This window comes from Nonomuraea harbinensis, from assembly GCF_019396385.1.
Lineage (GTDB): Bacteria > Actinomycetota > Actinomycetes > Streptosporangiales > Streptosporangiaceae > Nonomuraea > Nonomuraea ferruginea.
In genome coordinates, this window is record NZ_JAHKRN010000053.1 from 35,972 (window position 1) to 59,214 (window position 23,243).

The window sequence follows — 23,243 nt, forward strand, 5'->3', positions numbered from 1 at the left end:
CGCTGACCTGCGGGAATGTAGGGGTGTGTAGGGATTCAGGTATTAGCTCTGTACGTATAGGCGCGTAGGTGGAACAGGTAAACCCTACACAGCCCTACACACCCCCTGTGAAGTGGAGAAACACGGGTGGACCCCTGCACGCTAGCGATGTAGTCAGATGTAGTCACCTGTATTACTATGTAGTCGTGTCGAACAAGCCGACCACTGTCCGGCTGACGGATGAGCAGAAGGCAGGGCTCGACGCCATTGGCGAGCGAGAGGACCGGAGCCGATCGTGGCTCATCTCGAAGGCCGTGGACGAGTACATCGCGCGGCATCTACGAAGCGAAGAGACAACTACGAGCGGAGGTGAACCTCGGTGAACGAACCGGCGCTGCTACAGCCGTTGCTACAGCACACCCCTAGAAACGACTCAGGGAGTCCCTTTGAATCAAGGAACTCCCTGGTCAAGCTATGCGCGGCCGAGAGGACTCGAACCCCTAACCTTCTGATCCGTAGTCAGATGCTCTATCCATTGAGCTACGGCCGCTCGCTGCGTAAGCAAGCATAGCGGGTTCTGAGCGATGCCTCGAACCAGTTACGGCTTTCATGACCCCGCCGGTTCCTCCTTCTTGGGCCACAGCGTGTAGCTGACCGGCCAGATCAGGGCGATCAGTGGGACCTTGGCCGCCTGGCCGAGGAACATGTACAGCTCCCCCATGCTCCCCGGCTTCCCCACGAGCCAGCCCATGACCAGCACGACTGCCCAGACGATCCCGTACGCGAGGACGATCCGCAGCCAGAAGATCCACTCGGAGCGGGTTCTGGCGGAGCCGGCCTCGGGCGGCCGGGGCGGTGGGGGGCCGCCGGCGTAGCGGTGGTGGAATTTGGCGTCGGCCCACTTGAGCGTGCTGTGGCCGAACACGATCGAATAGGCGAGGTACGCGGCCGCGAGGCCGTGTTTGAAGTCCGCCGGGGCGCCGCCGCGCATGTCGATGACCGCCGCCGCGAGCAGGATCACGTCCAGCAGGGGGACGCTGACCAGGAGCGCGGTGCTGAGGGCGCGGCGGTTCCACAGGTAGCGGCAGGCGAGGCCGAGACCGAGCAGGATCCAGAAGCCGATCTCGCAGGCGATGATGACGGCGACAATCACGATGTCCAGTCTTCCGGCTCGTACAGGGAAAACATCCTCTTGGGGAACGGCCTGTGGATACATCGAAGTGTGTATCCACAGGCCGTCCCGCGAAGGATCGAATTCGCCGCGCGACGTGGTGGGATGTGGGCATGAACCGCGTGGCGCTGGGTGCGGGCCTGGCCTTTCTCGTGGGCCTGGCGCTGATCGAGTCCGGGGCCCGCATCGACCGCGGCGTGCCCGATTGGGTGCTCGCCATCCCGCTGGCGATCACGTGTCTGGCCGTGCTGCTGCGTTACCGGTCGCCGCTGGGCTCGCTCGGGCTGGGCACGGTGGGAGTCGTCCTCGACCTGTTCGTGGGGCCGTCGCTGGGCACGGTGCTCGTCTACACCGACAATCTGTACGCGGCCGCGCTCTACGGGCCGGCCCGGTTCTCCCGCTGGCTGCTGGTGATCACGACGGTGGCGGCGGTGGGGACCGGGGCGGTGACGGGGTTTCTCTGGGCCGACTGGCGGGCGCTCGCGCTCACCGTGGTCCAGCTGGGGCTGATCCTGGTCACGCCGGTGACCACCGCCCACATCCTGCGCCAGCACCGCGACCAGGCGGCGGCCGAGCGGGCCAGGGCCGAGCAGGTGGCGCGGCTGGCGGAGCTCGACCGGCAGGCGGCCATCACGTCCGAGCGGACGCGGATGGCGCGCGAGCTGCATGACATGATCGCCAACCATTTCAGCGCCATCGCCATCCAGTCCACCGCGGTGCTGTCACGCAAGGACCTCGACGCGGCCACCGTGCGGACGATCATGGAGTCCGTACGGGAGAACAGCGTGCAGGGCCTGGCCGAGATGCGTTCCATGATCGGGCTGCTGCGGCAGGAGGGCGACGAGGGCGAGGCCCTGAGACCTCGGCTGCGCGACGCCGAGGGCCTGGTGGAGCGGTCACGCCAGTCCGGGCTGGCCACCGAGCTGAGCGTCGACGGCCCGGCCCGCGATCTGCCCGCCCCCATCGACCTGGCGGCCTACCGGATCCTTCAGGAGGCGCTGACCAACGCGCTCAAACACGGCGACTCCCCGGCCAGGGTTCATCTGGTGTACGAGCCGGACCAGGTGTCGATCACCGTCGACAACGCGGCGAGCAGCCGGGACGACCGGCTGCCGGGGGCCGGTGCGGGCCTCGTGGGGATGAAGGAGCGGGCCGGTCTCGTGGGCGGGACGTTCGAGGCCGGGCCGCACGCGGACGGCTGGCGTGTCTCGGCGACGCTCCCGGCGCCGGGCCGGGAGGCGACGTGAAGTCCTCCAGGGCGGATGAAGGGCACCGTCGCCGGACGGACGGTGGCAACGCGGCATACGTCAAGGGGATCGCTGGGCGAGCTCGCAGCGCGGCATACGTCGGTGAGACCGGTGGACGAGGTTGCAGCGCGGCATACGTCGATGGGGCCGGTGGGGGAGATTGCAGCGTGGCATACGCCGGTGGGTGAGCTGGTGAAAGGCGAGGTGGGCCGAGTGGGCATCAAGGTGCTGGTGGCTGACGATCATGCCGCCGTGCGGGCCGGGATCGTATTGATCCTGGATGGCGACGAGGACATCGAGGTGGTCGGGGAGGCGGCCGACGGCGTGGAGGCGGTCGCCATGGCCAAGGAGCTGCGGCCCGACGTGGTGCTGATGGACATCCGCATGCCCAGGATGGACGGCATCTCGGCCACGGCGGAGCTGGCGGGCATCACCGATGTGCTGATCCTGACGACGTTCGACGTGGACGAGTACGTGTTCGGCGCGTTGCGGGCGGGGGCCGCAGGATTCCTGTTGAAGAACACGGACGCGGACGCGCTGGTCGACGCGGTGCGCTTGGTGGCCGGGGGTGACGGGTTGATCTCGCCGGGGGTGACGCGCAGGCTGATCAAGGCGTTCGGGGAGCAGGCGCCGGCGCGGCGGGAGCCGGTGGATCCGAAGACGCTGACGCCTCGGGAGCGGGAGGTGCTGGCGTGCATCGGGCGGGGGCTGTCCAACGCGGAGATCGCCGAAGAGCTCGCCATGGCCGAGGCGACGACGAAGACGCACGTCAGCCGGGTGCTCCACAAGCTGGGCCTGAAGAGCAGGGTGCAGGCGGCCATCTACTACTCAGAAGGGGAGATAGGGCCGTAATGTGGGCGTCGTGTCCATGCCGCCGCCTCAGCAGCCACAGCAGCCCCGGTCCACCGGCGTGGTCGTGGGGCTCGCGGTGGTCGGGCTCTTCGCCTACATCGTGGTCAACGTCTTCGTGGGGGTCGTCGCCGTGTCGATGGCCACGAACGTGGTGCTGGCACTGGCGGCCGGTTTCCTGGCCGTCGGCGCGCTCGGGGGCGGGGTGGTGTTGCTGTCGCTGCGCAGGCCGTGGTCCAAAGGGCTGGGCCTGGGGTTGATGATCGGCTGGGGGTTGGTGTCGATCGTGTCGGCCGGCTGGTGCACGGGGCTCAATCCGGGGTTGTACGCCTGAAAGCGGACGTCAACCGGCGGGTTCCATCCTGTTCGTCGGTCAAGAGGGAGAGGGATGACGACACCACCGCCGGACGATCCCGGCAAGCACGATCCGGGCCAGGAGGGGCCGACCCGAAACTTCCGTGACGGGCTTCCGGGACAGGTTCCGCCGCCACCGCCACAGGGAGCGCCGTGGCAAGCGCCTCCCCCGGAGGGTCCTCCCTGGCAGGGCCCGCCGCAAGGCCACGCGCAAGAGCCGCCGCCAGGGCCTCACTGGCAGGGCCCGCCGCACGGTCCACCCCATGGCCCACCGCCCGGGCCCCCGTACGGTCCCGGGATGGGCGGTTGGGCGCCGCCCCCTCCCCCGCCGTCCACCGGCGACAAGGTCGGGATCACCATCGGGATGGCATTCGTAGGCTTGACCGTCTACAGCGTCATCAACGCGATCCTCGGCTTCTTCGTCTTCCTCGGCGCCATCAGCACTCCCGAACACAGCCGGCCCATGCTCATCGCCGGCACCGCGACGCTGGTGGGCCTCGGGCTGGTCGCCGGCCTCGTCCTGGTGCTGATCCGCAGACCCTGGACACGCGGGATCGGGATGGGGTTGATGATCGGCTGGGCGCTCTGGTCGATCTGCACGGCAGGGCTGTGCACGGGGCTGAACCCTGCACTGTACGGCGCCTGACATGCCGCTGCACGAGATCTTCGTCGGCCTCGGCGTCGCGGTCGCCTCGGTGGTGTTCTTCTACGAGGCCCGCAGCAGGGGCGCGCTCAACGAGCAGTCGCTGGTGGCCGTCACCGGCGCGCTGGTCGGCGGCGCCATCGGCATGCGCCTGGCCGGCTGGCTGGAGACGCTGGACCTGCAGCAGCTGTGGCTGTACGGCTCACGCAGCGTCCTCGGCGGGCTGGCGGGCGCGTACGTCGGGGTCCTGGTCGCCAAGCGGATCATCGGCTACAAGGAGCGCACCGGTGACCTGTTCGCGCCGGCGGTGGCGCTGGGCATGGCGGTCGGCCGGATCGGCTGCCACCTGACCGAGGCCCCGGGCCGGCCGACCGGCCTGCCGTGGGGCGTCCACGCCCCCGCGAGCACGCCCGACTGCCCCGGCTGCCTGGCGGGGCAGGCGATGCATCCGTCGTTCCTGTACGAGATCGTCTTCCACGTGGCCGCGTTCGCCGCCCTGCTGTGGGCGCGCAAGCGGCTGACCCGGCCCGGTGAGCTGTTCACGTTGTATGTCGCGGCGTACGCGTTCTTCCGGTTCTGTGTGGAGTTCACCCGGGCCAACGACATCCTGTGGCTGGAGCTGACGGGCCCGCAGTGGTTCCTCCTGCCGGGGATGCTGCTGCTCGGGCTGAGGCTCGCGTACGGGTGGCGACGCGGCTACTACGCTGCCCTCTTCAAGCGAAAGGTCATGACATGAGCACGGGGATGGGTCTCCGAGGCGACCGCATCGTCCGCTACGTGAACGCGTTCTGCCCCCACTGCCACGGCCGCGACCTCGACCGGATCGAGCGGCTGAGCGGCTACCTGGCGGTGCGCGACGGCAAGGTGTGGCTGGAGCGGGGCTGCAGGGAGCACGGGCTGGTGCGCACGCTCTACGACGAGGACCCGGAGATCCTCGCCTACCTGGAGGAGTGGACCGCTCCAACCAAGCAGCACGTGCCGGATCTCGCGGGCAACTTCGATCCGGTGCCGGCGGCGTACCTCAAGGGGCTGCCCGAGCTGCAGACGCAGCACACCTGCATCCTGCTGGAGGACATCGCGGAGGCGTGCAACCTGCGCTGCCCCACGTGCTTCGCCGACAGCTCGCCCGAGCTCAACGGCGTGGTGCCGGTCGCCGAGGTGCTGGCGAACGTCGACCAGCGGCTGGCCAGGGAGAACGGCAAGCTCGACGTGCTCATGCTGAGCGGCGGCGAGCCGACCCTGCACCCCGAGTTGAAGACGCTGCTGCACGAGCTGGCCGCACGCCCGATCACCCGCATCTTGATCAACACCAACGGCGTGCTGATCGCCCGCGACGACGCCCTGCTCGACCTGCTCACCGAGCACCGCGAGCGGGTGGAGGTCTACCTGCAGTACGACGGCTCCTCGGCGGAGGCGTCGAGACACCACCGCGGCGGCGACCTGCGCAGGCTGAAGCGGCAGGCCGTGGCGCGGCTCTCGGAGCGGGAGATCTTCACCACGCTGGTGATGACGGCGGCGCTCGGCGTGAACGACGGCGAGATCGGCGACGTCGTCAAGGTGGCGCTCGACACCCCGTTCGTGGGCGGCGTGTCGCTGCAGCCGCAGTTCGGCTCGGGCAGGTCGGGGACGATCGACCCGATGGACCGGCTGACCCACACGGGCGTGCTCAAGCGGCTCGGCCCGCAGACCGGCGGGCTGGTGACGTGGCGTGACCTGACCGCGCTGCCGTGCTCCCACCCGCACTGCTGCTCGGTCGGCTACCTCATCCGCGACGACTCGCAGCGGTGGCGCTCGCTGGTGGCGCTGATCGGCCACGACCGGCTCAAGGAGAACCTGGGCCTGGTCGCCAACCGCATCGCCGACTCCGAGATCCCCCGCGAGCTGCGCCTGGCGGTGCAGGAGTCGCTGCTCGACCTGCTGTCGGAGCAGTCGTCGCTGTCGCATCCGCAGATCGGCGAGCTGTGGCGCAACATCTGCGAGAACTGCGACCTCGGCGTCTCCACGCTGCTCACGCTGGCCTCGTCGGCGCTGCCGGGCCGGCGCAAGAAGCTGCGCCGGATGATGGGCGAGCGGGTGGTCCGGATCACGATCAAGCCGTTCATGGACATCTCGACCATGATCGAGGAACGGCTCACGCAGTGCTGCGTGCACGTCGGCACACGGTCGGCCCAGGACCAGTGCGCGCCGTTCTGCGCCGTGCAGGCGTGGCCGCAGCTGTCGGCGCAGCGACTGTCGGCGGTGGCGTCCGAACCGCGGCTGCGGCTCCCGCTGGAGGTGCTCCCGTGACGACTCCACCAAGCACGCCGTACGATCCGCTCCGGTTGTGCGTGTACGCGACGATCGCGCTCCTGGCTTGGGTGTTCGGGCCGTGGGCGCTGCTGGCCTTCGCCGGGCTGGGGTTCGCGGGTTACTGGAAGGCGCGGCGGGCCGGGCTGACCCGGAGCAAGTGCCTGCTCCGGGACACCCGGCTGGTCCTCGCCTACCTGGGCGTGCTCGCGCTGGCGGCGGTGACGGCGATCGTGCTGTCCTTCACATGACGGCGAGCAGGTTCACCACGGTCAGGTTCGAGCCTTCCCGCCAGGAGAAGACCGTGGGGACGCCGCCGCCGAACTCGGCCTCGTCAAGGCCCACGACCTCTTCGGTGGTGAGGTCGTACAACGCCTGGATGACCGGCCCGGAGGACAGCCGGCCGAGCACGAACCGGTCGGCGGGCAGGCCTTCGAACACCAGAGGGCGCAGGTCGGCGGGGATCGGCCGGCGGTCCGATCCGTCGGGCCGCTGGCGGAAGGGGCCGCCGTCGAGCACGCCCGCGCACCACTGGATGCCGCAGATCAGACCGCGGGCTCCGCTCGGCACCGAGACGTCGGCCGACCGGCCGGTTTCCAGGTTGACCGTGCGGTTCTGGTTCCGCTCGTGCGACTCGCCCGCGGTGTAGCCGGCGGCCAGCGGCCATGACCTGAGATGGAGGCCGTCGGTGCCCTTGATCTTCTCCGGCTTGCCGCCGGTCAGCGGGAGCCGGTAGACGCCGCCCCGCTCGACGGAGAACACGATGTGGTCGCCGGCGATGTCGAAAGCGTCCACCTGGGCCAGCTCTCCGGTCAGCTTGGCGACGTGCCCGGACTCGCCGCCGGCTCGCGGCACGTACCAGAAGTCGGCCCATGCGCCTTCGCCGGCGTGAGGCGTCTCGCCCCACCAGACGATGTGATTGTCCCTCGCCTTGACGTCGCGGAAGCGGTAGCCCGGCACGTTGGGCTTCGGCATGCTGGTGACCGTCCGGAACTGCCTGATTCCGGTGTCGAACACCTCCAGGCGATCCGGCTTCACGCCGGGTGCCACGGCGCTCACCAGCACCTCGGCCGGGCTGATCGCGGCCATCGGCTGGTATTCCCGGCCGTCGACGGCCGTGCCCGGCACCGTGAACATCGCCTCGGGCCAGACCTCGACGGCCCGCTCGACGCCCCGGGTGGCCTCGGCCGCCGGTCGCGCCCGCCCGCCGCCGTCGGACAGGACCGCCGTCGTGCCTCCCGCCACCAGCACCACCGCGGCGGCGGCCAGCGCCGTCCGCGCCCACCCCGCACGCCGGCGCGACCGGCGGCGGGCGGCCACCGAGGCCGCCAGCGTGAGCTCCGGCTCGGCGTGCCCGGCGGCGGTGCGCAGGGTGCGGATCAGGTCCTCTTCGCTTCTCATCGCGCCTCCTCCAGCGCATGCGTGATCCGGAGCTTGCCCAGGGCGCGCGCGGCCTGGCTGCGCACGGTGCCGCGCGAGACGCCGAGGATCTCCGCGATCTCGTCGTCGGGGAGATCCTCGTAGTAGCGCAGCACGAGCACGGCACGCATCCGGCGGGGCAGCCTGCCCAGCTCGGCCCAGAGGTCCGCGTCGTCGTACCGGTCGAAGTCGCCGCGCTCGGGCACGGCCGCGACGAGGTCCTCGCGGTGGCGGCGCCGCCAGGCGTTGATGTGCAGCCGCACCATGGTGGTGCGCACGTAGCCTTCGGGGCTGTCCTTCTTGCGCACCCGCGACCACGCGTTGCCCAGCCTGGCCAGCGCCTCCTGGACGAGGTCGGCCGCGTCCTCGGTGTTTCCGGTCAGTACGTAGCCGTACCGGAGGAGAGCGTCACCCCTGGCTCGGACGAACTCGTCGAACGATTGGTCCACGGATCCAAGGACCGTGAGAGGGGCGCTTCTGTTGCATCACTCGGCGGGCACGTACAGGGAGAGGGTCTCGGCGACGCAGGCGGGGCGGCGCTCGCCCTCGACCTCGATGGTCATCTTGAGCGCCGACAGGTAGCCCGCCGGGGTGCCCTTGACGCTGGTCAGCTCGGCGACGGCGCGCACGCGCGAGCCGACCGGGACGGGGCGGGGGAAGCGGACCTTGTTCAGGCCGAAGTTGACGCCCATCTGGATGCCCTCGACGCGGATCAGCTCGAACATGAACGACGGCAGCAGCGACAGGCTCAGGTAGCCGTGGGCGATCGTGCCGCCGAACGGGCCCTCCTTGGCCCGCTCGGCGTCGACGTGGATCCACTGGTGGTCGTCGGTGGCGTCGGCGAACAGGTTGACCCTGTCCTGGGTGATCGTGCGCCACTCGGTGGGGCCGAACGTCTCGCCGACGCCGTCCTTGAGCTCCTGGATGTTCGCGAAGGTCCGCATGAGGCCGAACGCTATTGGGCAGGTGGGACGGCTGCCAAGTTGAGCACCCGGAACTCGTCCGGCTTGTCCCCCTTGGTCGCTCCCCAGTAGAGGATCGTGCTGGGCTCGGACGAGGTGCCGGTGCCGTACCAGTCGGTCGGCTCGTCGAGGCGGCCCAGCTTGTCCGTGGCGAGGTCGTACACGTCGCTGTCGACGAGGAAGCGCTCCAGCGCGGGATAGGCGTGCATCCTGACGCCGCGGACCTGACGCGACCGCGGCGTGCCGGTGCCGTCGGCGCGCTGGATCAGCAGGCCGTCGTCCCTCTGGCCGTGGCACCAGACGGGGCCGCACCTCCAGCCGGTCACGCCCGGCGGCGCGGCCGTGGTCCGGGTCGTGCCGTCGGCGAGGTTCACCAGCCGGGTCTGGTTGTGCTCGAAGCCCTCGGGGCCCTTGGCGACGTCGGCGGCCCAGGGCCACGCGATCAGGTGGAGGTCGTCGCCGCCGGGGACCCGCTCCGGGTCGCCGCCCGCGAGCGGGACACGCCACACGCCGCCGTCGGTCTCGGACCAGACCACGTGGCCGCCGCCGATGGAGATCCCGTCGAGGTCGGCGTCCTCGCCGGTGCGGGTGGCGAGGAGCCTCGCCGCGCCGCCGGCCAGGGGGGCGGTCCAGATCTCGCGTACGGGGGTGCCGTCAGCCCGTTCGCCGGATCCGGACCAGGCGATGTCGGCGGGGCCCACGGTCACGGACTGGGGGAAGTACCTCTTCCGGCCCCTGCCTGCCGGCACCCGGGTGACCACCCTGGCCGTCCCGGTCCCGGTGTCGTAGATCTCGAACGTGCCGGCCTTCTCGAACGAGGACTCGGCGGCGAGCAGCACCTGAGTGGCGCTGAGCGCGGTGACCGGGCGGTAGCGCCGGCCGTCGGCGTTGGTCGCCGGCATCGTGAACAGCGCCTGCGGCCACAGCTCCGTCACCGTCGCCGCGACGGGGGCCACGGTGACCATCGCGGTGGCCGCCGGCCGGGAACCCTCTGCTTCTCCCGGGCCAAGGCCCCTGACCACCGCCGTGCCCGTACCCGCCACCGCGATCACCGCCGCCGCGGCGAGCACCTGGACCCGGCGCATGGTGCGCCTTCGGCGGAGCCGGGCGACGCCTGCCAGCAGATCCGTGTCGGGCGCGCCCGCCGCGCCTTCACGCAGGGCCCTGACCAGCTCTTCCTCGGTCCTCACGAATGCCTCCCCTCGAAGACGGCCGGCCGTACCCGGAGCGTGTTGAGCGCACGGAAGGCCAGGCTCCGAACCGTTCCGCGTGAGATGCCGAGGATGTCGGCGATCTCCTGGTCCGACAGGTCCTCGTAGTAGCGCAGCACCAGCACGACACGCTGCCTGCCCGGCAGCGTGGCCAGCTCCCTCCACAACTCGCCGGTGGAGTGGGCGTCGGTGTACGAGCCCTCGGGGACGTCGTCCGTGATCCGCTCGCGCCGCCGCCCGCGCCACCAGCTCACGTGCTGCCTGGCCATGGTGATGCGCACGTACGCCTCGGGGTTGTCCTTGTTGCGCACCCGCCGCCAGGAGTCGCCCAGCTTGAGCAGCGCTTCCTGTACGAGGTCGGCGGCGTCGTCGGGGTTGCCCGTGAGCACATACCCGTAGCGCAGCAGGGCCGGCCCGCGGGCACGGACGAAATCCTCGAACTCCACACTTCCATGACGCACGGGGGCGCGGAGCTGTTGCGAAGATCTTTACCTGAAATCATCGCGCACCTGTTCGAGTCCGCGCTACAGTCGTACCAGCGCGAATCGAACAGAGGTTCGGCCTGGTGAGAGGGGGTGTGTCCGGTGACGGTGCTCGCGATGCCCCCTGCTCGGACACGCCATCACACTTTCTTCCCGAATCTAAGACGCCCGCTATATGGCGCAATAAAGTCGGAGAGCGTGGACCCCGTGCGCAATCCTTACGCCCCCGGAGCCGGGCAGCGTCCGCCGGAGCTCGCCGGGCGCGACCGTGAGCTGCAGCAGTTCGAGGTCGTGCTGGAGCGGGTGGCCCGCGGGCGGCCCGAGCGCAGCATGGTCATCACCGGCCTGCGCGGCGTCGGCAAGACCGTGCTGCTCAACACGTTCCGCTCGATGGCCATCCAGCGGCTGTGGGGCACCGGCAAGATCGAGGCCAGGCCCGACCAGTCGATCCGCAGGCCCGTCGCCGCCGCCCTCCACATGGCGATCCGCGAGCTGGCGCCGCGCCACCGCGCGCCGGAGCGCATCGAGGAGTTCCTCGGCGTGCTGAAGGCGTTCGCGATGCGCGACCCGTCCGCCGCCAAGGGCACCTCCCACTGGTCGCCCGGCATCGACGTGCCGGCCACGCGTGGCCGCGCCGACTCCGGCGACCTGGAGATCGACCTCACCGAGCTGTTCGTCGACGCCGCGGGCGTCGCGACCGACCTGGGCGTGGGCATCGCGCTGTTCATCGACGAGATGCAGGACGTCCAGTCCGCCGACATCTCGGCCCTGTGCGCCGCCTGCCACGAGCTGTCGCAGACCGGCGGCCCGCTGATCGTGGTCGGCGCCGGGCTGCCGCACCTGCCGAGCGTGCTGTCGGCCAGCAAGAGCTACTCCGAGCGGCTCTTCCGCTACGCCCGCATCGACAAGCTCGACCGCGAGGCCGCCGACCTGGCGCTCATGCTGCCCGCGCGCGAGGAAGACGTCGAGTTCACCCAGGAGGCGCTCGACGCCCTCTACGACGCGGCCGACGGTTACCCCTACTTCGTGCAGGCCTACGGCAAGGTCGCCTGGGATCTCGCGCCGCGCAGCCCGATCACGCTCGACGACGTCCGGGTGTCGGCGCCGGAGGCCGAGGAGGAGCTGGCCGTGGGCTTCTTCGGCAGCCGCTACGAACGCGCGACCCCGGCCGAGCGCGACTACATGCGGGCCATGGCCGAGATCGGCGACGAGCCGGTGGCGACCGCCGACGTGGCGGAGTCCCTGGGCCGCAAGCCGTCGAGCCTGTCCCCCGCCCGCGACAGCCTGATCAAGAAGGGTCTGATCTACAGCGCCGAGCGCGGGCTGATCGCGTTCACCGTGCCGCATTTCGGGAGGTTCCTGCGTGCCCAACCGATCTAGACGGCACCCCTAGGCCTCTATTGGGTTGTCTAGAGGGGAAGCTAGATAGCCCAATAGAGTTAAATCGTCATGCCCGTCGAGGGAAATCTAGCCCTCTCTAGCGTCAGGCCGATACTGGCGTATACGAGGGCAGAGACTCGCTGTCCGCCTCGACCACCGCCACCCTGACGGCCGGTCGGCGGCCGGCCATGAAGACGGCGAACACCACGTCGTCCTGCTGGTGGTTCTTGAACGCGAAGAACCGCCAGCACAGCTCGCGCCAGCTGTCGTAGGGCTCGGCCGTGGTCAGCTCCGCCCGGTGGGCCCGCCACGTGCCGCTCGACCGCAGCCGCGCCAGCATGACCCCCTCGGCGGGCCCGCGGCGCTGCTCACACGGCGCCCGGTGGCGGGCCCGCTCGATCAGCTCGTCGATCTCGGGCGAGAGCACGGCCAGCACCAGCAGCCCGGCCAGCGTGAACTCCCACGACGGCTGGGCGAACGCCATCCAGCCGGGCACCGGCGCCCACACCGTCACCACGGCCATGCCGGTCAACGCCATGGTCCTGGCGATCGACCGTACCCCGACCGGAGCCGAGCTGACCTCGCCGAAGCACCCGCAGCCCGCGTCGGGCCGGCGCCTGCGCAGCTCCAGGAGCACGTACGTGGACATGGCGAAGAACGCGACCGTCGCGAAACGGAAGATCGGGTGCGTGGTGAGCAGCAGCCCGGCGGCCAGCACCAGCTCCGCCGCCCCGCACGCCAGCAGCGCCGGGGCCCGGAAGCGGCCGGGCACCAGCACGGCGGGGCCGAGCCTGGCCAGCGCGTTCGGCTCCCTGCCGGACCGTATGACGGCCACCTTCGCCGCCGTGCCGAGGCACAGCAGGACGATCAGGACCGGCAGCTGCGATGCCAGCATGTACCTCACCCCAATCCGATCTGTGCGTTGAAACACCCTTTGACCAGGTCGCCGCCGAGTTCGACGTACGAGAGGGGCGACAGCTCGGCGATCCGCCCGCGCGGCGAGGTGTCGCACTCGACGCAGCGGTCGCAGAAGCGCCCGGCCAGGCAGCCGCACGCGACGATCGGCACGTTCACCGAGCGGCCGTCGCACACATTGTGCACCTGCAGCAGCGAGCCGATCGCGAGGTAGGGCAGCCCGGCGCAGGACACCCCGGCGTCCGGGCAGCCCGCGTCGGAGCGCTCCACCATGGGGTAGGCCGCGCCCCGCTCGTCCTCGTCGAAGGCGTCGGCCCAGGTGACGGTGCCGGAGATGCGGGAGGTCATGCCGCCGTAGGCGGGCGGCGGCGCCGGCACCGACCGCGCAGGGTAGGCGGGCTGGGAGGTGGCGGGCAGCATGGCCAGCGCCGTGCCGTCCTTCCTGATGCCGATCGCGTCGAACAGGTAGCCCGGCTCGAACTGGGGATGGCGCACCCGCAGCCTGCCGGTCGCGCGGTACGGGATGAGAATGGTCCGGCGGCCCCGGTGCGGCCCGCAGTCGAGCTCCACCGTGACGTCCTTGCGGCCTTCGACGGACATGATCGTGCCGGTGATGCGGATCGTGTCGGCCCAGATGCGCTCGACCACGCGGCCCTCGCGCGTACGCATGACGACCCTCGCCCCGACGGGCAGGTCGGCGGGCGTGACGTCGGCGCCGTGCCAGGCCTTGGCCCACGGCGCGATGACCAGCCGCTCGCTCCCGCCCTCGGGGGTCTCGACGAGGATGAGGTGCGGGCTGACGTCGCGGATCTGCCCGGTGACCGCGCGTAGCGGCTCCCCCTCCGGGCCCGGGCCCGGAACTCCCGGCTCGCGGCCCAGCACCGCGGCGGCCAGCACCCGCCTGCGGTCAACGCTCGGATACGCCATGCGTTCTAGGGTCACACGGCCGGAAGAGAGGTCGCGCCGTACGCCGCAGACAAGAGCAAAATACGCATCCCCCAGTGAAGGAGATGACATCCGGCGTCGAACAATCTGCCACCGACCTTGACGGACCTTTGTCGTCGGCGGGCCGAATCCTGGATTGCGGGTCAGCCTGATCAGGGCTCTGGGCTGCGATTCTGGCCACGATGCAGACGGCCAGGGTGGAAGAAGAGTTCCGCGAGTACGTACGAGCGCGCGGTCCGGCGCTGCTGCGTGCCGCGAACCAGCTCACCGGGCACCCGCTGGACGCCGAGGATCTGCTGCAGAATGCGCTCACCAAGACCTATCTGGCCTGGGACCGCATCCAGGACAGGGCCGCGCTCGACGGGTACGTGCGGCGGGCCATGGTCAACATCAACATCTCGCAGTGGCGGCGCCGGAAGCTGGAGGAGTACCCGTCGGACGAGCTGCCCGAGACGGTCATCGTCACGGACAGTGCCGGCGGCGAGGTGCACGAGCGGCTGGAGCAGGCGTTGCAGGGGCTGCCCGCGCGCATGCGGGCGGCGGTCGTGCTGCGGTACTACGAGGACATGACCGAACCGGAGATCGCCAGGAGGCTCGGCATCAGCGTGGGCACGGTGAAGAGCACCGTGTCGCGGGCGATGGCCAAGCTCAGGACTGAGCTGTCACCTCTACAGCCCCCGCCGTAGCGCAGGGCCGCACGACGCTCCGGATCTTGCGGAGCGCGGCCAGGAACCCATCCAGCTCCTCCCCGCTGAGCAAGCCCGTGAGGAGCTCGTCGACGTCGGCCAGGTGCTGGGGAAGCACCTCCTCCAGCTTCTCCCGGCCGGCCGGGGTGAGCGTGGCGTACGAGGCGCGGCGGTCGGTGGCGCACGCCTCGCGGATGACCAGGCCGTCACGTTCCAAACGATCGACCACGCGGGTCACCCCGCTCGTGGACAGGCCGGTCTGCGCCGCCAGGTCGGTCATGCGCAGCGCCTGCCGGGGCGAGCGGCCGAGCCTGATCAGCGTCTCGAAGTCGATCTCCGACAGGCCCGCGGCGTTGAACACCGGCTGCAATCTGGCCGTCAGCCCTGCGTAAACCTCCGTCAGCAGCCCGATGGCTGTCAGCCGAGGGTCGTTCATGTTGGTCACACCCATACTGTAGACGACGTTAGTTGACGGAGGGAATATTCCTCGTGTAGATGTTTGTTGTCGCAACTGTCCGCACAACAAGCACACTCCTGAAGGACTTCTTCCCATGACCACTCGCACCTGGAACGGCCTGACCATCCCCGTCGCGGGCACGTACGCTCTCGACGTCGCCCACACCACCATCGGCTTCGTCGTCAAGCACATGATGGTCAGCAAGGTCCGCGGCAACTTCTCCGAGTTCTCCGGCAGCATCACGATCGCCGAGGACCTCCTGCAGTCGACCGCCGAGCTCACGATCAAGACCGAGAGCATCGGCACGGGCGTCGGCGACCGCGACGGCCACCTGCGCAGCGACGACTTCCTCTCCGTCGAGAAGTTCCCCGAGATCACCTTCCGGAGCAAGCGCGTCGTCGCCGACGGCGGCGACGAGTTCAAGGTCGTCGGCGACCTCACGATCCGCGACGTCACCAAGGAAGTCGAGCTCGACGTCGAGTACGGCGGCGTCGGCACCAACCCGTGGGGCCAGCCGGTATGGGGCTTCTCGATCAGCACCGAGGTGGACCGCGAGGAGTTCGGCCTGACCTGGAACCAGGCCCTGGAGACCGGCGGCGTCCTGGTCGGCAAGAAGGTCAAGATCGAGATCGAGGGCGAGGCCAACCCGGCCGCCTGAGTCCTGGGTTATCCACAGGCTTGAGTCCGCCCTCGACCAGGGGCGGGCTCTTTTCCACAGCCCGTTACCCACAGGCTGTGGATGACTCGCTCCCACGGTGGACGGGTTACCGCTTTGCTGCCTGGGCCGAAGGCCGGTACTCTAACTCTGGCCACACGGCTCCCGAGGAGGATTCGCCTAGTCAGGTCTATGGCGCCGCACTGCTAATGCGGTTTGGGTTTACCGCCCATCCGGGGTTCAAATCCCCGATCCTCCGCTCTTCGAAGGCCCTTCCCGTATCGTTCGGGAAGGGCCTTTTTGATCTTCGGATGTCCAACGGTTGCCGTTCGGGTTGCAGGACGAAGCCGTCCAAGGGGCGTACGGGGCGGACTGTGCACCGGGTGGAGTTCTACCGCCGGCGGGCCTCGACTTTCTCTCGCGCACCGGCAGCACGGTCACCGTCCAGCCGATGACGAGTCGGACCCTGGCCTCTGACCTCTGGGCAAGAGTGCGAGGTAAGCGAATCAATATCAGGCGCTCCTACGATGACGCCATGCTGCGGAAGATCTCTCGTGCGAAGCTCATTGCCATCGGCGCGGCCCTGACTGTCCTGGTTGCCGGGCTGCTGGTGGTGGGCGGAGGGGACGAGACAGCCCTGGGCTTCGATACCAAGATCGTCGATTGCGGCGAAGGGCAGTGGAAACGGGACTACATGGGGCGACTCCAGTTGGACCCCCTCCATAAGTGGCCCACCCGGGGCAACAGGACCGGCGACCAGGACCTTCTGAAGCGGGCGCGCGCCGCCATCCTGAAAGCCCTGCCGGACTTGGAGGCCGTAAGGTTGCGACTCCTCTACGCCGGAGAAGAGGACAACGAGTTCCCCGAACGGACCGTTCTCGCGCTGGACATGGACGGGTACCGACTCCTCACCTTCACCACAAGTAGCCCGGAGAGGGAGTCCGACCCCGGAAGGGTCGTCGTCAGGGCGGCCGACAAAGATGATCGGCCTGCCGGCCTCATCAAAGTCTCGTTCTCTGACTATTTACTGCCGCCCTGCGTCACATCCGTGGAGAAGGCACGACTGGACGCGAAACAGCCCGAGTGGAAACAGCTGCCGATGAACAACGGTCTCATCAATGAGTGGTGGTTGGAGGAGCCCGACCCCAACAGGCTCGTGGACGGGGATCGTGTCCAGGGTGACGTACTCAAGTTGCACAGGGGTGCGCAGACGGTGACCGTCATACCTGCCCCGCAGACCAAAAGTCGGTCGGTCGAGGAGGACTTCGACCACACCGATCAGATCTTCCTCGAAGGGGTAGAGGACTTGGGCGCGGACGATTCCTGGCGCGACATCCGCGACCTTGCCTTCGATCGACGCCAAGGCTTCATCTGCCGCAAGCTCTGGACAGGGAACATCAAAGCGGTCTCCACCGTCCGCCTCTTCACCTGTATCGACGAGATCTGGGGCATTGGCCGGAGCCGCGACCGCCAAGCGGCGGCGGTCATCCTGGAATCTGATGGGTTCACCCTCGCGCCGGTGGACAGCGGTTCAGGCGTCGATGCGTACGGCAACGTCGCGGCAGTGTGGATCCACGCGAGGAACAAGCGATGGCACCTCGTCGCCGCGGGCGGTCCCGCGACCGAGAAGCTCGACGTGGGCGGTTCCGAGATCGAGAAGCTCGCCGTGTCCGGTGAGATCAACAAGAAACCATCGCGCGAGTTCGGTGTCCTGGCCTCGGTGCCCGCGGACGCCGACCCCGAGAGCCAACCGCCGGCGGTCGTCGTCATCGCCACAGACGAGACGAACCGCCCCGTCGCCATTAAGCCGGCCGCCTACTATGACCAGTAGGTGAGTGACCGGATTGCTGATCAGGCAGAGATTCTGCAGGTCAGGGCGTGTGTGGTGACCTGCGGAGATCTCGGGGCCAAACGTGGGCAATCCCCCATGGAGTGGTGGCTTTGAAGTTGAGTCTCGGTGTCTACCTGTCGCCGGTGTCACTGGTTTCGTTTGAGTTGGGTCGTGGACTCCTCGGACAGGTAGCGGCGCTCGCGTGACTTCCGTTCGTCGTGCATGTCCGGTCGCTGAGTCAGCGGTGTCGCCCGTACTGCAGATAGACGATCCCGTTGCTGGAGGCGGTGCTGGAGACCAGGTCGAGCTGGTAGGACTTCGGGACACCGTCGAACAGCCGGGTGCCCTCACCCGCGACGTAGGGGAACATGCTCAGCCGGAGTTCGTCGATCAGGTCGAGCCGCATGAGCGACTGCCAGAGGCTGACGCCGCCCCAGACCACGATGTGGCCGTCACCGCCCAGCCTGAGCTTGTCGATCTCTTCTGCCGTGTCACCGGCGATGACGGTGGTGTTGGCCCAGTCGGCCGTCTTCATGGTCCGGGAGAAGACGACCTTGCGCCCGGCGTTCAGAATGTCGGCGAACGGGTGGTCGGTGGTCGTCATGGCCCTGGCCATGCCTTCGTACGCGGTGCGGCCCATGAGATGCGCGTGGGCGCTCTGGAGAAAGTCCAGGTGCGCCGGGTCGTCGGGCTCGCGGTTCTCGGGCAGGTCGAAGCAGAACTCGAAAAACTGGGTGCCCTCGTCGGCGAGGAAGCCGTCGAGGGAGTAGTTGAACACTGTCGCTATCAGCTTCCGCATGTTCAGAACTCCGTGGTCTCGGGTCGTCTAAGACCCACGGGCCGCAACGCTCGCGGGGGCGCGGCGTCCGTGGCCTGTCGCTGATGCTGTAGACGACGTTGCCGCCCGGAATTCATCGGTGCCACGGAATGTCAGGTGGCGGCGGGCGGTGCCGGCTGCGACGGGGTGCGTGGGCTTTGCTGTGCCGGGGCGAACCACGTTCTCGCCGGAGGAAGCAGGAGGAGAGTCACGATGAGCGCGGACCAGGGTGCGGTGAGGACCCACCCGAGGGTGTCTGAAATCAGGAAGTCGATGAAGTCGAGCAAGGGGATGGCGAGCTGAACTGCGATGGTGGCGTGACGGACCCACGGGCGACGGGTGTGCCACTGGTTCGCCAACCAAGCGGCGGCGAGTGGTGGAAGGTAGAAGGGGGCATAGGACAGTCCTTCCAGGGATTCACTGGGTTCTAAGACCAGGCCCATGATGAGCAGGACAATGCCGAGCAGGGTGATTGTCGCCTGGAACCAGATCAGGTTCCGCGCGATTTTTACAGACAGGGGCATGCTGGGGTCCTCTTTCAGAGGGCAGTTCGCGGGTTGACGTCCCATTGATCGCTCGGCCTAGCCATCAGGCTCACCAGTTGTCCCATCCATGATGGCCGAACCAGCGACCGCTGATGTGGCGGTACTTGTCATCGATGGTCTCCGCCTCCGGTTTTCCATGAGGCACCATCAGGAAGCCGGTGTTACTGTCGATGACCCATTCTTCGGTGCTGAGGTAGGCCGAACCGGGGACCGCTTCCGACTCGACGTAGTGGGGGGACGAGTAGCACACCCGATACAGACCGACCCACTCGCAGGGTGCGTCGACCGACTGCTCCTTCACCGTCGCCGCATACTCCTCCATCTCGGGAAGAGAGACCGCGAACCTCAGATGGAAAGGCGCGTTCGTGACGAGCGCCAGTATCGTGGCCCAGACAATCAACGGGGCTACCAGCCAACGCCATGGGCGACCGCTGACCTGACCTTCGAACGAGGCCGTGGTGAGGCGGCGGATGTAGACCAGAACCAGCGGGCCCAAGATGAAGAGCCCGATCAGAAACATCTCGATGCCATACCAGAACGGCACGCTGGCCCAGTAGAGCACGAGCAGGCACGGGGCCAGCAGTCCGATCAGGAAGATCCAACCCGGCGGCTTGGTGATCACGGAGATCATCAGAACACCTTAGAGGGCGGTTCGTCTGTCGATGCAGCGGTTGGCTGAGGCGGACTGCCCCGGTCACTGGCGGCTGGTCACACTACGACCTCGCGGTCATCAACTTTCGAACCGCCCTCTCAGTTCTCGGGAGCACACCGCGCGGACGACTCGCCGTACCAGCCGCGTTTCTTCGAGGCAGTTGATCTCGTTCGCTCGGGAACAACGAGAATCGGCATCGGGAGCAGCACCTGATTCGCCACGTGATGCAGTTCCCTACGGCTGCTCTCTCGCGACACACACCCAAAGATCGGTCGTATGTCGGCGCGAGTCGGGTTGAACTGATCGGCACTCCCCGCACGTGGGCGTTCCGCCGCCTGGATCTTCTGCCTCGGTGGCGCGGTCGCCAGGTACGCCGGGTCAGCGGGGCCCATATCGATGAGCCATTCGGGCGCGATCCTCGACACCCCGAGCGCGAGATAAAACGACATGCGGCTGTGATCATCGCCGGGCAGTATGGCCACTCATGAAACTTGTGATCACTTTCGTGGCCGGCGCGGCCCTGTTCCTCGCGCCGTTACCCGCACAGGCCGAGGCCGCCGCCAAGAATCCCGTCTCCGCGCTCAAGGCGCAGCTCAAGGCCGGGAAGGGAGTCCGGTTCACCGACGCGAGCGCGTTCGTCGGCAGCATCAACAAGGACCCGCTGGTACGCCGTAAGGGTGTCGTCCAGTTCGGCAAGAAGGGCATCGTCGCCTCCGACGTGCGGGGGACGTTCGCCTCGCCGCTGTTCGAGGGGCACACCACCAAGCCCGAGCGGACGATCATCATCGGCAAGGACGCCTGGCTGTCGGGCGGGAGCTTGGCCGAACGCCTCCCGAAGGGCAAGACCTGGTACAAGACCTTCAGCCTGTTCAACGTGGGGACCCTCAGCAGCCTGTTCGGCCAGGTGGTGAGCCCGCTCGAACCCGCCACGCTGGCGGAGCTGGTGAAGCGCGGCAAGCGCAGCGGCTCCACCTACAGAGGGACGATCACCTTCGAGCGGCTCCGCGACATCTCTCCCTGGTTCAGCGAGACGATGGGGCTGACGCGGTCGACCGAGGCCGTCATCACCTACACCCTCCAGGTGGACCGCAGGGGCCTGCCGAGCAAGCTGAAGACCTCCTGGCTGGCCACCGAACTCGCGGCCATCCCCACCTGGGAGGAGAAGACGGTCGTGACCGAGACCCGCTACACGGGCTGGGGCACCAAGGTCTCGATCAAGCAGCCGCCCAAGAGCCAGGTCACCAGCAAGCTGGAGGACTGAACGCCAGGAACTGACAGGCCCTATGAAACCAGCCCAGTAAAACTACCCGCGGGCATCGGTCGACTCGATGCCGTTGAGGATGATCTCGACGGCGTCGAGGAACTCGTCCTCCCCCGTCGGCTGGTCGGCCTCCAGAACGGCCAGCACGCGGGCGAACGCGGAGGCCCCGCCGAACACCCGGAGCCGGGCGGCGAGGAACTGCGTGGTGTGACCGTCCCCGGCTGCCGCGAAGTGCGCGCTCTGCTCCACGTCGCCGCGCGTGTAGGTCCACAGCAGGGTGAGCACGGTGATCGCGCGCGGGCCTGACAGGTGCAGGTCGCCGAGGCATTCCAGCCCCGTTTCGAGTCTGCGTACGTACGAGGGCAGCAGCGGTTCGGTGGCGACCGGGACCGCCGTCAGCCAGGGGTGGTCCTGGTAGACCCGGCGCAGGTCGAGCACCCAGGCGTGGAGCCGCTCGCGCCAGGTCGCGCCGTCCGGCGGTGGTGGGGTGCCGAGCGCGTGGTCGGCGGCGAGGACGACGAGGTCCTCTCTCGACTCGACGTATCGGTACAGCGACATCGTGCCGCTGCCGAGCTCTTTCGCGAGGCCGCTCATGGAGATCGCGTCGATCCCGCCGCGGTCGCCGAGGCTCACGGCGGCGTCGAGCAGCTGCGCGAGCGTCCATCGGGGTTTCGGGCCCTTGGTCGTGGCCGGCGCGAGGTTCCAGGCCAGCAGGACCGCCTTCGGGACCCCGCGGAGTTCCGGCACGTCGTCGTGCGCGCTTCCCATGCGGCCATATTACTGCGTAACCCTTGCGCAGCTATACTGCGTAAGCATTACGCTGTACGCATGACAGCACCGCATGCGATATCGGTCCACGACATCCACAAGCGCTACGGGGATCGCGACGTGCTCCGCGGCGTCAGCTTCGACGTCCCCCGGGGTCAGGTGTTCGCCCTGCTGGGGCCCAACGGGGCGGGGAAGACCACGCTCATCCGCATCCTCACGACCCTGATCCGCGCCGACTCCGGCACCGCCCACGTCCTCGGGCACGACCTCGCCCGCGAGGCGCCCCGGGTACGCGAACTCATCAGCGTGACGGGCCAGTACGCGTCCGTCGACGAGGAGCTGACCGGCCTGGAGAACCTGGTCATGATCGGCCGGCTGCTCGGCCGTACCAGGAGCGCGGCGAGCGAGCGCGCCGGGGAGCTGCTCGCGGAGTTCGGGCTGACCGACGCCGCGTCACGTCGGGTCGGCCACTACTCGGGCGGCATGCGGAGGCGGCTGGACCTGGCCGCCGGTCTCATCGACTCGCCGCCGGTGATCTTCCTGGACGAGCCGACCACCGGCATGGACACCCGCAGCCGGGGCGCGCTCTGGGACGTCGTCACCCGACTCGCCGGGCAGGGCAAGACCGTCTTCCTCACCACCCAGTATCTGGAGGAGGCCGACGTCCTGGCCGACCGCGTCGCCGTGCTCGACGCCGGCGCCATCGTCGCCTCGGGCACCGCCGCCGACCTCAAGCGCCAGGTGGGCAGCGAATCGATCGAGCTGGTCCTGGACGACGGGACGACCGTCCGCGAGGTCACCGACGGCGACCCCGAACGCGTCAGGGAAGTGCTCAACCGCCTCCACCACCGGGGCCGGGTCGTCCGGACGTTCTCCGTCCAGGCTCCCACCCTGGACGACGCGTTCCTGGCCCTGACCGGACACACCACCACCGATCGGAAACTCCCCTGATGAGCACCGCGGAACTGGTCTTCACCAAGCGCAGCGTCATCCACTCGCTGCGGAACCTCGACAGCCTCGTCACCGCGATCATCGCGCCTGTCGCCATCATGCTGCTGTTCGTCACGGTCTTCGGCACCGCGCTCGGCGGCGCCGTCGGCGGTGCGTACGCCGACTACGTCACGCCGGGCGTCATGCTGCTGTGCGCCGGGTTCGGCGCAGCACTCACCGCGACCTCCGTCCACACCGACGTCTCCAAGGGGTTCGTCGAACGGCTGCGCACCATGCCCATCCGGGCGTCCGGAGTGATCTTCGGGCATGTCCTCGCCAGTGTCCTGCGCAACCTCGTGTCCACCGCCATCGTCATGCTCGTCGCGGTGGCGCTCGGGTTCCGCCCCACGGCCTCGCCGGTCGGGTGGCTCGGCATCGCGGCCCTGCTCGCCGCCTACATCCTGGTCTTCACGCTCATCGCGGCGGCGTGGGGGCTGGCGGCCAGGTCCGTCGACTCGGCCGGCATGTTCAGCTTCGTCGCGCTCTTCCTGCCGTACCTCTCGACCGCGTTCATCCCGGCCGGCAGCCTCCCGGGCTTCCTCCAGGGGTTCGCGGCCCACCAGCCCGTCACCCTCGTCACCGAGTCCCTGCGCGGACTGGCCACCGGTGCTCCCGTCGCGGAAACGCTGCTCTGGTCGGGTCTCTGGCTCGCCGCCCTGGGCGGCGGCGCGGCGTTCCTCGCCGCGGCGCTGTTCCGGCGCGCGGCGCGCAGGTGAGCCGGGCCCGGCTCACCTGCGG

The 23,243-nt window shown here is 68.8% G+C and carries 28 protein-coding genes and 2 tRNA genes; 16 read left to right on the forward strand and 14 right to left on the reverse strand.

What is annotated here, in order from left to right; translation table 11 throughout:
- Positions 1–185 precede the first annotated feature (185 nt).
- The gene (locus KME79_RS47555) at positions 186–362 is read left to right on the forward strand and encodes a CopG family ribbon-helix-helix protein (RefSeq protein ID WP_219549985.1); all 177 of its coding nucleotides are present in this window, start codon (positions 186–188) and stop codon (positions 360–362) included.
- Positions 363–456: 94 nt separating this feature from the next.
- Here KME79_RS47555 and KME79_RS36695 read toward each other — a convergent pair.
- Positions 457–529, reverse strand: a tRNA-Arg gene (locus KME79_RS36695).
- Positions 530–586: 57 nt separating this feature from the next.
- Positions 587–1,132: a hypothetical protein gene (locus tag KME79_RS36700; protein ID WP_308249185.1), complete on the reverse strand. Its 546-nt coding sequence runs from the start codon at positions 1,130–1,132 to the stop codon at positions 587–589.
- Positions 1,133–1,263: 131 nt separating this feature from the next.
- Between KME79_RS36700 and KME79_RS36705 the strand changes: the two genes are divergently transcribed.
- The 7 genes from KME79_RS36705 to KME79_RS36735 all read left to right on the forward strand — a co-directional run bounded on the left by KME79_RS36705 (position 1,264) and on the right by KME79_RS36735 (position 6,780).
- The gene (locus tag KME79_RS36705) at positions 1,264–2,397 is read left to right on the forward strand and encodes a sensor histidine kinase (protein ID WP_246641034.1); all 1,134 of its coding nucleotides are present in this window, start codon (positions 1,264–1,266) and stop codon (positions 2,395–2,397) included.
- Positions 2,398–2,577: 180 nt separating this feature from the next.
- A complete protein-coding gene (locus tag KME79_RS36710; RefSeq protein ID WP_308249186.1) occupies positions 2,578–3,249 on the forward strand; it encodes a response regulator in 672 nt (223 codons plus the stop codon).
- 10 nt (positions 3,250–3,259) lie between these two features.
- Entirely contained in the window at positions 3,260–3,580 is a 321-nt protein-coding gene (locus KME79_RS36715; RefSeq protein WP_187281569.1) for a hypothetical protein, read from the forward strand.
- Between the two features lie 384 nt (positions 3,581–3,964).
- A complete protein-coding gene (locus KME79_RS36720; RefSeq protein ID WP_148036118.1) occupies positions 3,965–4,246 on the forward strand; it encodes a hypothetical protein in 282 nt (93 codons plus the stop codon).
- Between the two features lies 1 nt (position 4,247).
- On the forward strand, positions 4,248–4,979 hold the full coding sequence (locus tag KME79_RS36725; protein WP_219549987.1) for a prolipoprotein diacylglyceryl transferase: 732 nt from the start codon (positions 4,248–4,250) through the stop codon (positions 4,977–4,979).
- A complete protein-coding gene (locus KME79_RS36730; RefSeq protein ID WP_246641035.1) occupies positions 4,976–6,529 on the forward strand; it encodes a radical SAM protein in 1,554 nt (517 codons plus the stop codon). The genes KME79_RS36725 and KME79_RS36730 overlap by 4 nt, the downstream gene beginning before the upstream one ends.
- Positions 6,526–6,780, forward strand: a complete 255-nt coding sequence (locus tag KME79_RS36735) for a hypothetical protein (RefSeq protein ID WP_148036115.1) — start codon at positions 6,526–6,528, stop codon at positions 6,778–6,780. Before KME79_RS36730 ends, KME79_RS36735 begins: the two co-directional genes overlap by 4 nt.
- On the opposite strand, the gene KME79_RS36740 is transcribed toward KME79_RS36735, so the two are convergent.
- Genes KME79_RS36740 through KME79_RS36760 form a run of 5 tightly spaced genes read right to left on the reverse strand, consistent with a single transcriptional unit; the run spans position 6,773 to position 10,567 of the window.
- Entirely contained in the window at positions 6,773–7,930 is a 1,158-nt protein-coding gene (locus tag KME79_RS36740) for a hypothetical protein (RefSeq protein WP_219549989.1), read from the reverse strand. The two genes, KME79_RS36735 and KME79_RS36740, sit on opposite strands and share 8 nt — an antisense overlap.
- Positions 7,927–8,397: a SigE family RNA polymerase sigma factor gene (locus tag KME79_RS36745; RefSeq protein ID WP_148036113.1), complete on the reverse strand. Its 471-nt coding sequence runs from the start codon at positions 8,395–8,397 to the stop codon at positions 7,927–7,929. Before KME79_RS36745 ends, KME79_RS36740 begins: the two co-directional genes overlap by 4 nt.
- 36 nt (positions 8,398–8,433) lie before the next feature.
- Positions 8,434–8,892, reverse strand: a complete 459-nt coding sequence (locus KME79_RS36750; RefSeq protein WP_148036112.1) for a MaoC family dehydratase — start codon at positions 8,890–8,892, stop codon at positions 8,434–8,436.
- Positions 8,893–8,903: 11 nt separating this feature from the next.
- Complete coding sequence (locus KME79_RS36755) at positions 8,904–10,100, reverse strand: TolB-like translocation protein (protein ID WP_219549991.1); 1,197 nt, start codon at positions 10,098–10,100, stop codon at positions 8,904–8,906.
- Positions 10,097–10,567 carry a SigE family RNA polymerase sigma factor gene (locus KME79_RS36760; RefSeq protein ID WP_308249187.1) on the reverse strand — a complete coding sequence of 157 codons (471 nt, stop codon included), beginning with the start codon at positions 10,565–10,567 and terminating at the stop codon, positions 10,097–10,099. The genes KME79_RS36755 and KME79_RS36760 overlap by 4 nt, the downstream gene beginning before the upstream one ends.
- Before the next feature lie 243 nt (positions 10,568–10,810).
- On the opposite strand from KME79_RS36760, the gene KME79_RS36765 reads away from it, so the two are divergent.
- Positions 10,811–11,983 carry a DUF8462 domain-containing protein gene (locus KME79_RS36765; protein WP_443684596.1) on the forward strand — a complete coding sequence of 391 codons (1,173 nt, stop codon included), beginning with the start codon at positions 10,811–10,813 and terminating at the stop codon, positions 11,981–11,983.
- 103 nt (positions 11,984–12,086) lie between these two features.
- On the opposite strand, the gene KME79_RS36770 is transcribed toward KME79_RS36765, so the two are convergent.
- Positions 12,087–12,878: a MauE/DoxX family redox-associated membrane protein gene (locus tag KME79_RS36770; protein WP_246641036.1), complete on the reverse strand. Its 792-nt coding sequence runs from the start codon at positions 12,876–12,878 to the stop codon at positions 12,087–12,089.
- A gap of 5 nt (positions 12,879–12,883) precedes the next feature.
- Positions 12,884–13,825 (reverse strand): hypothetical protein, encoded by a 942-nt coding sequence (locus tag KME79_RS36775; protein WP_148036107.1) that lies wholly within the window; start codon positions 13,823–13,825, stop codon positions 12,884–12,886.
- 200 nt (positions 13,826–14,025) lie between these two features.
- Between KME79_RS36775 and KME79_RS36780 the strand changes: the two genes are divergently transcribed.
- Positions 14,026–14,529: a SigE family RNA polymerase sigma factor gene (locus KME79_RS36780; protein WP_148036106.1), complete on the forward strand. Its 504-nt coding sequence runs from the start codon at positions 14,026–14,028 to the stop codon at positions 14,527–14,529.
- Here the strand turns inward: KME79_RS36780 and KME79_RS36785 are convergent.
- Positions 14,492–14,980, reverse strand: a complete 489-nt coding sequence (locus tag KME79_RS36785) for a MarR family winged helix-turn-helix transcriptional regulator (protein WP_219549999.1) — start codon at positions 14,978–14,980, stop codon at positions 14,492–14,494. The genes KME79_RS36780 and KME79_RS36785 overlap by 38 nt on opposite strands.
- A 100-nt stretch (positions 14,981–15,080) precedes the next feature.
- On the opposite strand from KME79_RS36785, the gene KME79_RS36790 reads away from it, so the two are divergent.
- The 3 genes from KME79_RS36790 (at position 15,081) to KME79_RS36800 (ending at position 17,472) form a co-directional block, all read left to right on the forward strand.
- On the forward strand, positions 15,081–15,644 hold the full coding sequence (locus KME79_RS36790) for a YceI family protein (RefSeq protein WP_219550001.1): 564 nt from the start codon (positions 15,081–15,083) through the stop codon (positions 15,642–15,644).
- 166 nt (positions 15,645–15,810) lie between these two features.
- Positions 15,811–15,900, forward strand: a tRNA-Ser gene (locus tag KME79_RS36795).
- 276 nt (positions 15,901–16,176) lie between these two features.
- The gene (locus KME79_RS36800) at positions 16,177–17,472 is read left to right on the forward strand and encodes a hypothetical protein (RefSeq protein WP_219550003.1); all 1,296 of its coding nucleotides are present in this window, start codon (positions 16,177–16,179) and stop codon (positions 17,470–17,472) included.
- Positions 17,473–17,710: 238 nt separating this feature from the next.
- Here KME79_RS36800 and KME79_RS36805 read toward each other — a convergent pair whose 3' ends face one another.
- The 3 genes from KME79_RS36805 to KME79_RS36815 all read right to left on the reverse strand — a co-directional run bounded on the left by KME79_RS36805 (position 17,711) and on the right by KME79_RS36815 (position 19,465).
- The gene (locus KME79_RS36805; protein WP_219550005.1) at positions 17,711–18,271 is read right to left on the reverse strand and encodes a dihydrofolate reductase family protein; all 561 of its coding nucleotides are present in this window, start codon (positions 18,269–18,271) and stop codon (positions 17,711–17,713) included.
- A gap of 131 nt (positions 18,272–18,402) precedes the next feature.
- Entirely contained in the window at positions 18,403–18,813 is a 411-nt protein-coding gene (locus KME79_RS36810) for a hypothetical protein (protein WP_219550007.1), read from the reverse strand.
- A gap of 70 nt (positions 18,814–18,883) precedes the next feature.
- Positions 18,884–19,465, reverse strand: coding sequence for a hypothetical protein (locus tag KME79_RS36815; protein ID WP_219550009.1), 582 nt, complete (start codon positions 19,463–19,465; stop codon positions 18,884–18,886).
- Between the two features lie 505 nt (positions 19,466–19,970).
- On the opposite strand from KME79_RS36815, the gene KME79_RS36820 reads away from it, so the two are divergent.
- Complete coding sequence (locus KME79_RS36820; RefSeq protein ID WP_219550011.1) at positions 19,971–20,747, forward strand: hypothetical protein; 777 nt, start codon at positions 19,971–19,973, stop codon at positions 20,745–20,747.
- 42 nt (positions 20,748–20,789) lie between these two features.
- On the opposite strand, the gene KME79_RS36825 is transcribed toward KME79_RS36820, so the two are convergent.
- On the reverse strand, positions 20,790–21,515 hold the full coding sequence (locus KME79_RS36825; RefSeq protein WP_219550014.1) for a TetR/AcrR family transcriptional regulator: 726 nt from the start codon (positions 21,513–21,515) through the stop codon (positions 20,790–20,792).
- Positions 21,516–21,575: 60 nt separating this feature from the next.
- On the opposite strand from KME79_RS36825, the gene KME79_RS36830 reads away from it, so the two are divergent.
- Both KME79_RS36830 and KME79_RS36835 read left to right on the forward strand, forming a co-directional pair.
- Entirely contained in the window at positions 21,576–22,466 is an 891-nt protein-coding gene (locus KME79_RS36830) for an ATP-binding cassette domain-containing protein (protein WP_219550016.1), read from the forward strand.
- On the forward strand, positions 22,466–23,221 hold the full coding sequence (locus KME79_RS36835) for an ABC transporter permease (protein ID WP_219550018.1): 756 nt from the start codon (positions 22,466–22,468) through the stop codon (positions 23,219–23,221). The genes KME79_RS36830 and KME79_RS36835 overlap by 1 nt, the downstream gene beginning before the upstream one ends.
- Positions 23,222–23,243 lie beyond the last annotated feature (22 nt).

Coding starts and splice junctions, on each gene's coding strand:
- KME79_RS36705 (WP_246641034.1), top strand. CDS start 1,264: ATGAACCGCGTGGCGCTGGGTGCGGGCCTGGCCTTTCTCGTGGGCCTG.
- KME79_RS36720 (WP_148036118.1), top strand. CDS start 3,965: ATGGCATTCGTAGGCTTGACCGTCTACAGCGTCATCAACGCGATCCTC.
- KME79_RS36725 (WP_219549987.1), top strand. CDS start 4,248: ATGCCGCTGCACGAGATCTTCGTCGGCCTCGGCGTCGCGGTCGCCTCG.
- KME79_RS36730 (WP_246641035.1), top strand. CDS start 4,976: ATGAGCACGGGGATGGGTCTCCGAGGCGACCGCATCGTCCGCTACGTG.
- KME79_RS36740 (WP_219549989.1), bottom strand. CDS start 7,930: ATGAGAAGCGAAGAGGACCTGATCCGCACCCTGCGCACCGCCGCCGGG.
- KME79_RS36750 (WP_148036112.1), bottom strand. CDS start 8,892: ATGCGGACCTTCGCGAACATCCAGGAGCTCAAGGACGGCGTCGGCGAG.
- KME79_RS36770 (WP_246641036.1), bottom strand. CDS start 12,878: ATGCTGGCATCGCAGCTGCCGGTCCTGATCGTCCTGCTGTGCCTCGGC.
- KME79_RS36775 (WP_148036107.1), bottom strand. CDS start 13,825: ATGGCGTATCCGAGCGTTGACCGCAGGCGGGTGCTGGCCGCCGCGGTG.
- KME79_RS36780 (WP_148036106.1), top strand. CDS start 14,026: ATGCAGACGGCCAGGGTGGAAGAAGAGTTCCGCGAGTACGTACGAGCG.
- KME79_RS36785 (WP_219549999.1), bottom strand. CDS start 14,980: ATGGGTGTGACCAACATGAACGACCCTCGGCTGACAGCCATCGGGCTG.
- KME79_RS36790 (WP_219550001.1), top strand. CDS start 15,081: ATGACCACTCGCACCTGGAACGGCCTGACCATCCCCGTCGCGGGCACG.
- KME79_RS36800 (WP_219550003.1), top strand. CDS start 16,177: ATGCTGCGGAAGATCTCTCGTGCGAAGCTCATTGCCATCGGCGCGGCC.
- KME79_RS36805 (WP_219550005.1), bottom strand. CDS start 18,271: ATGCGGAAGCTGATAGCGACAGTGTTCAACTACTCCCTCGACGGCTTC.
- KME79_RS36810 (WP_219550007.1), bottom strand. CDS start 18,813: ATGCCCCTGTCTGTAAAAATCGCGCGGAACCTGATCTGGTTCCAGGCG.
- KME79_RS36815 (WP_219550009.1), bottom strand. CDS start 19,465: ATGATCTCCGTGATCACCAAGCCGCCGGGTTGGATCTTCCTGATCGGA.
- KME79_RS36820 (WP_219550011.1), top strand. CDS start 19,971: ATGAAACTTGTGATCACTTTCGTGGCCGGCGCGGCCCTGTTCCTCGCG.
- KME79_RS36825 (WP_219550014.1), bottom strand. CDS start 21,515: ATGGGAAGCGCGCACGACGACGTGCCGGAACTCCGCGGGGTCCCGAAG.
- KME79_RS36830 (WP_219550016.1), top strand. CDS start 21,576: ATGACAGCACCGCATGCGATATCGGTCCACGACATCCACAAGCGCTAC.
- KME79_RS36835 (WP_219550018.1), top strand. CDS start 22,466: ATGAGCACCGCGGAACTGGTCTTCACCAAGCGCAGCGTCATCCACTCG.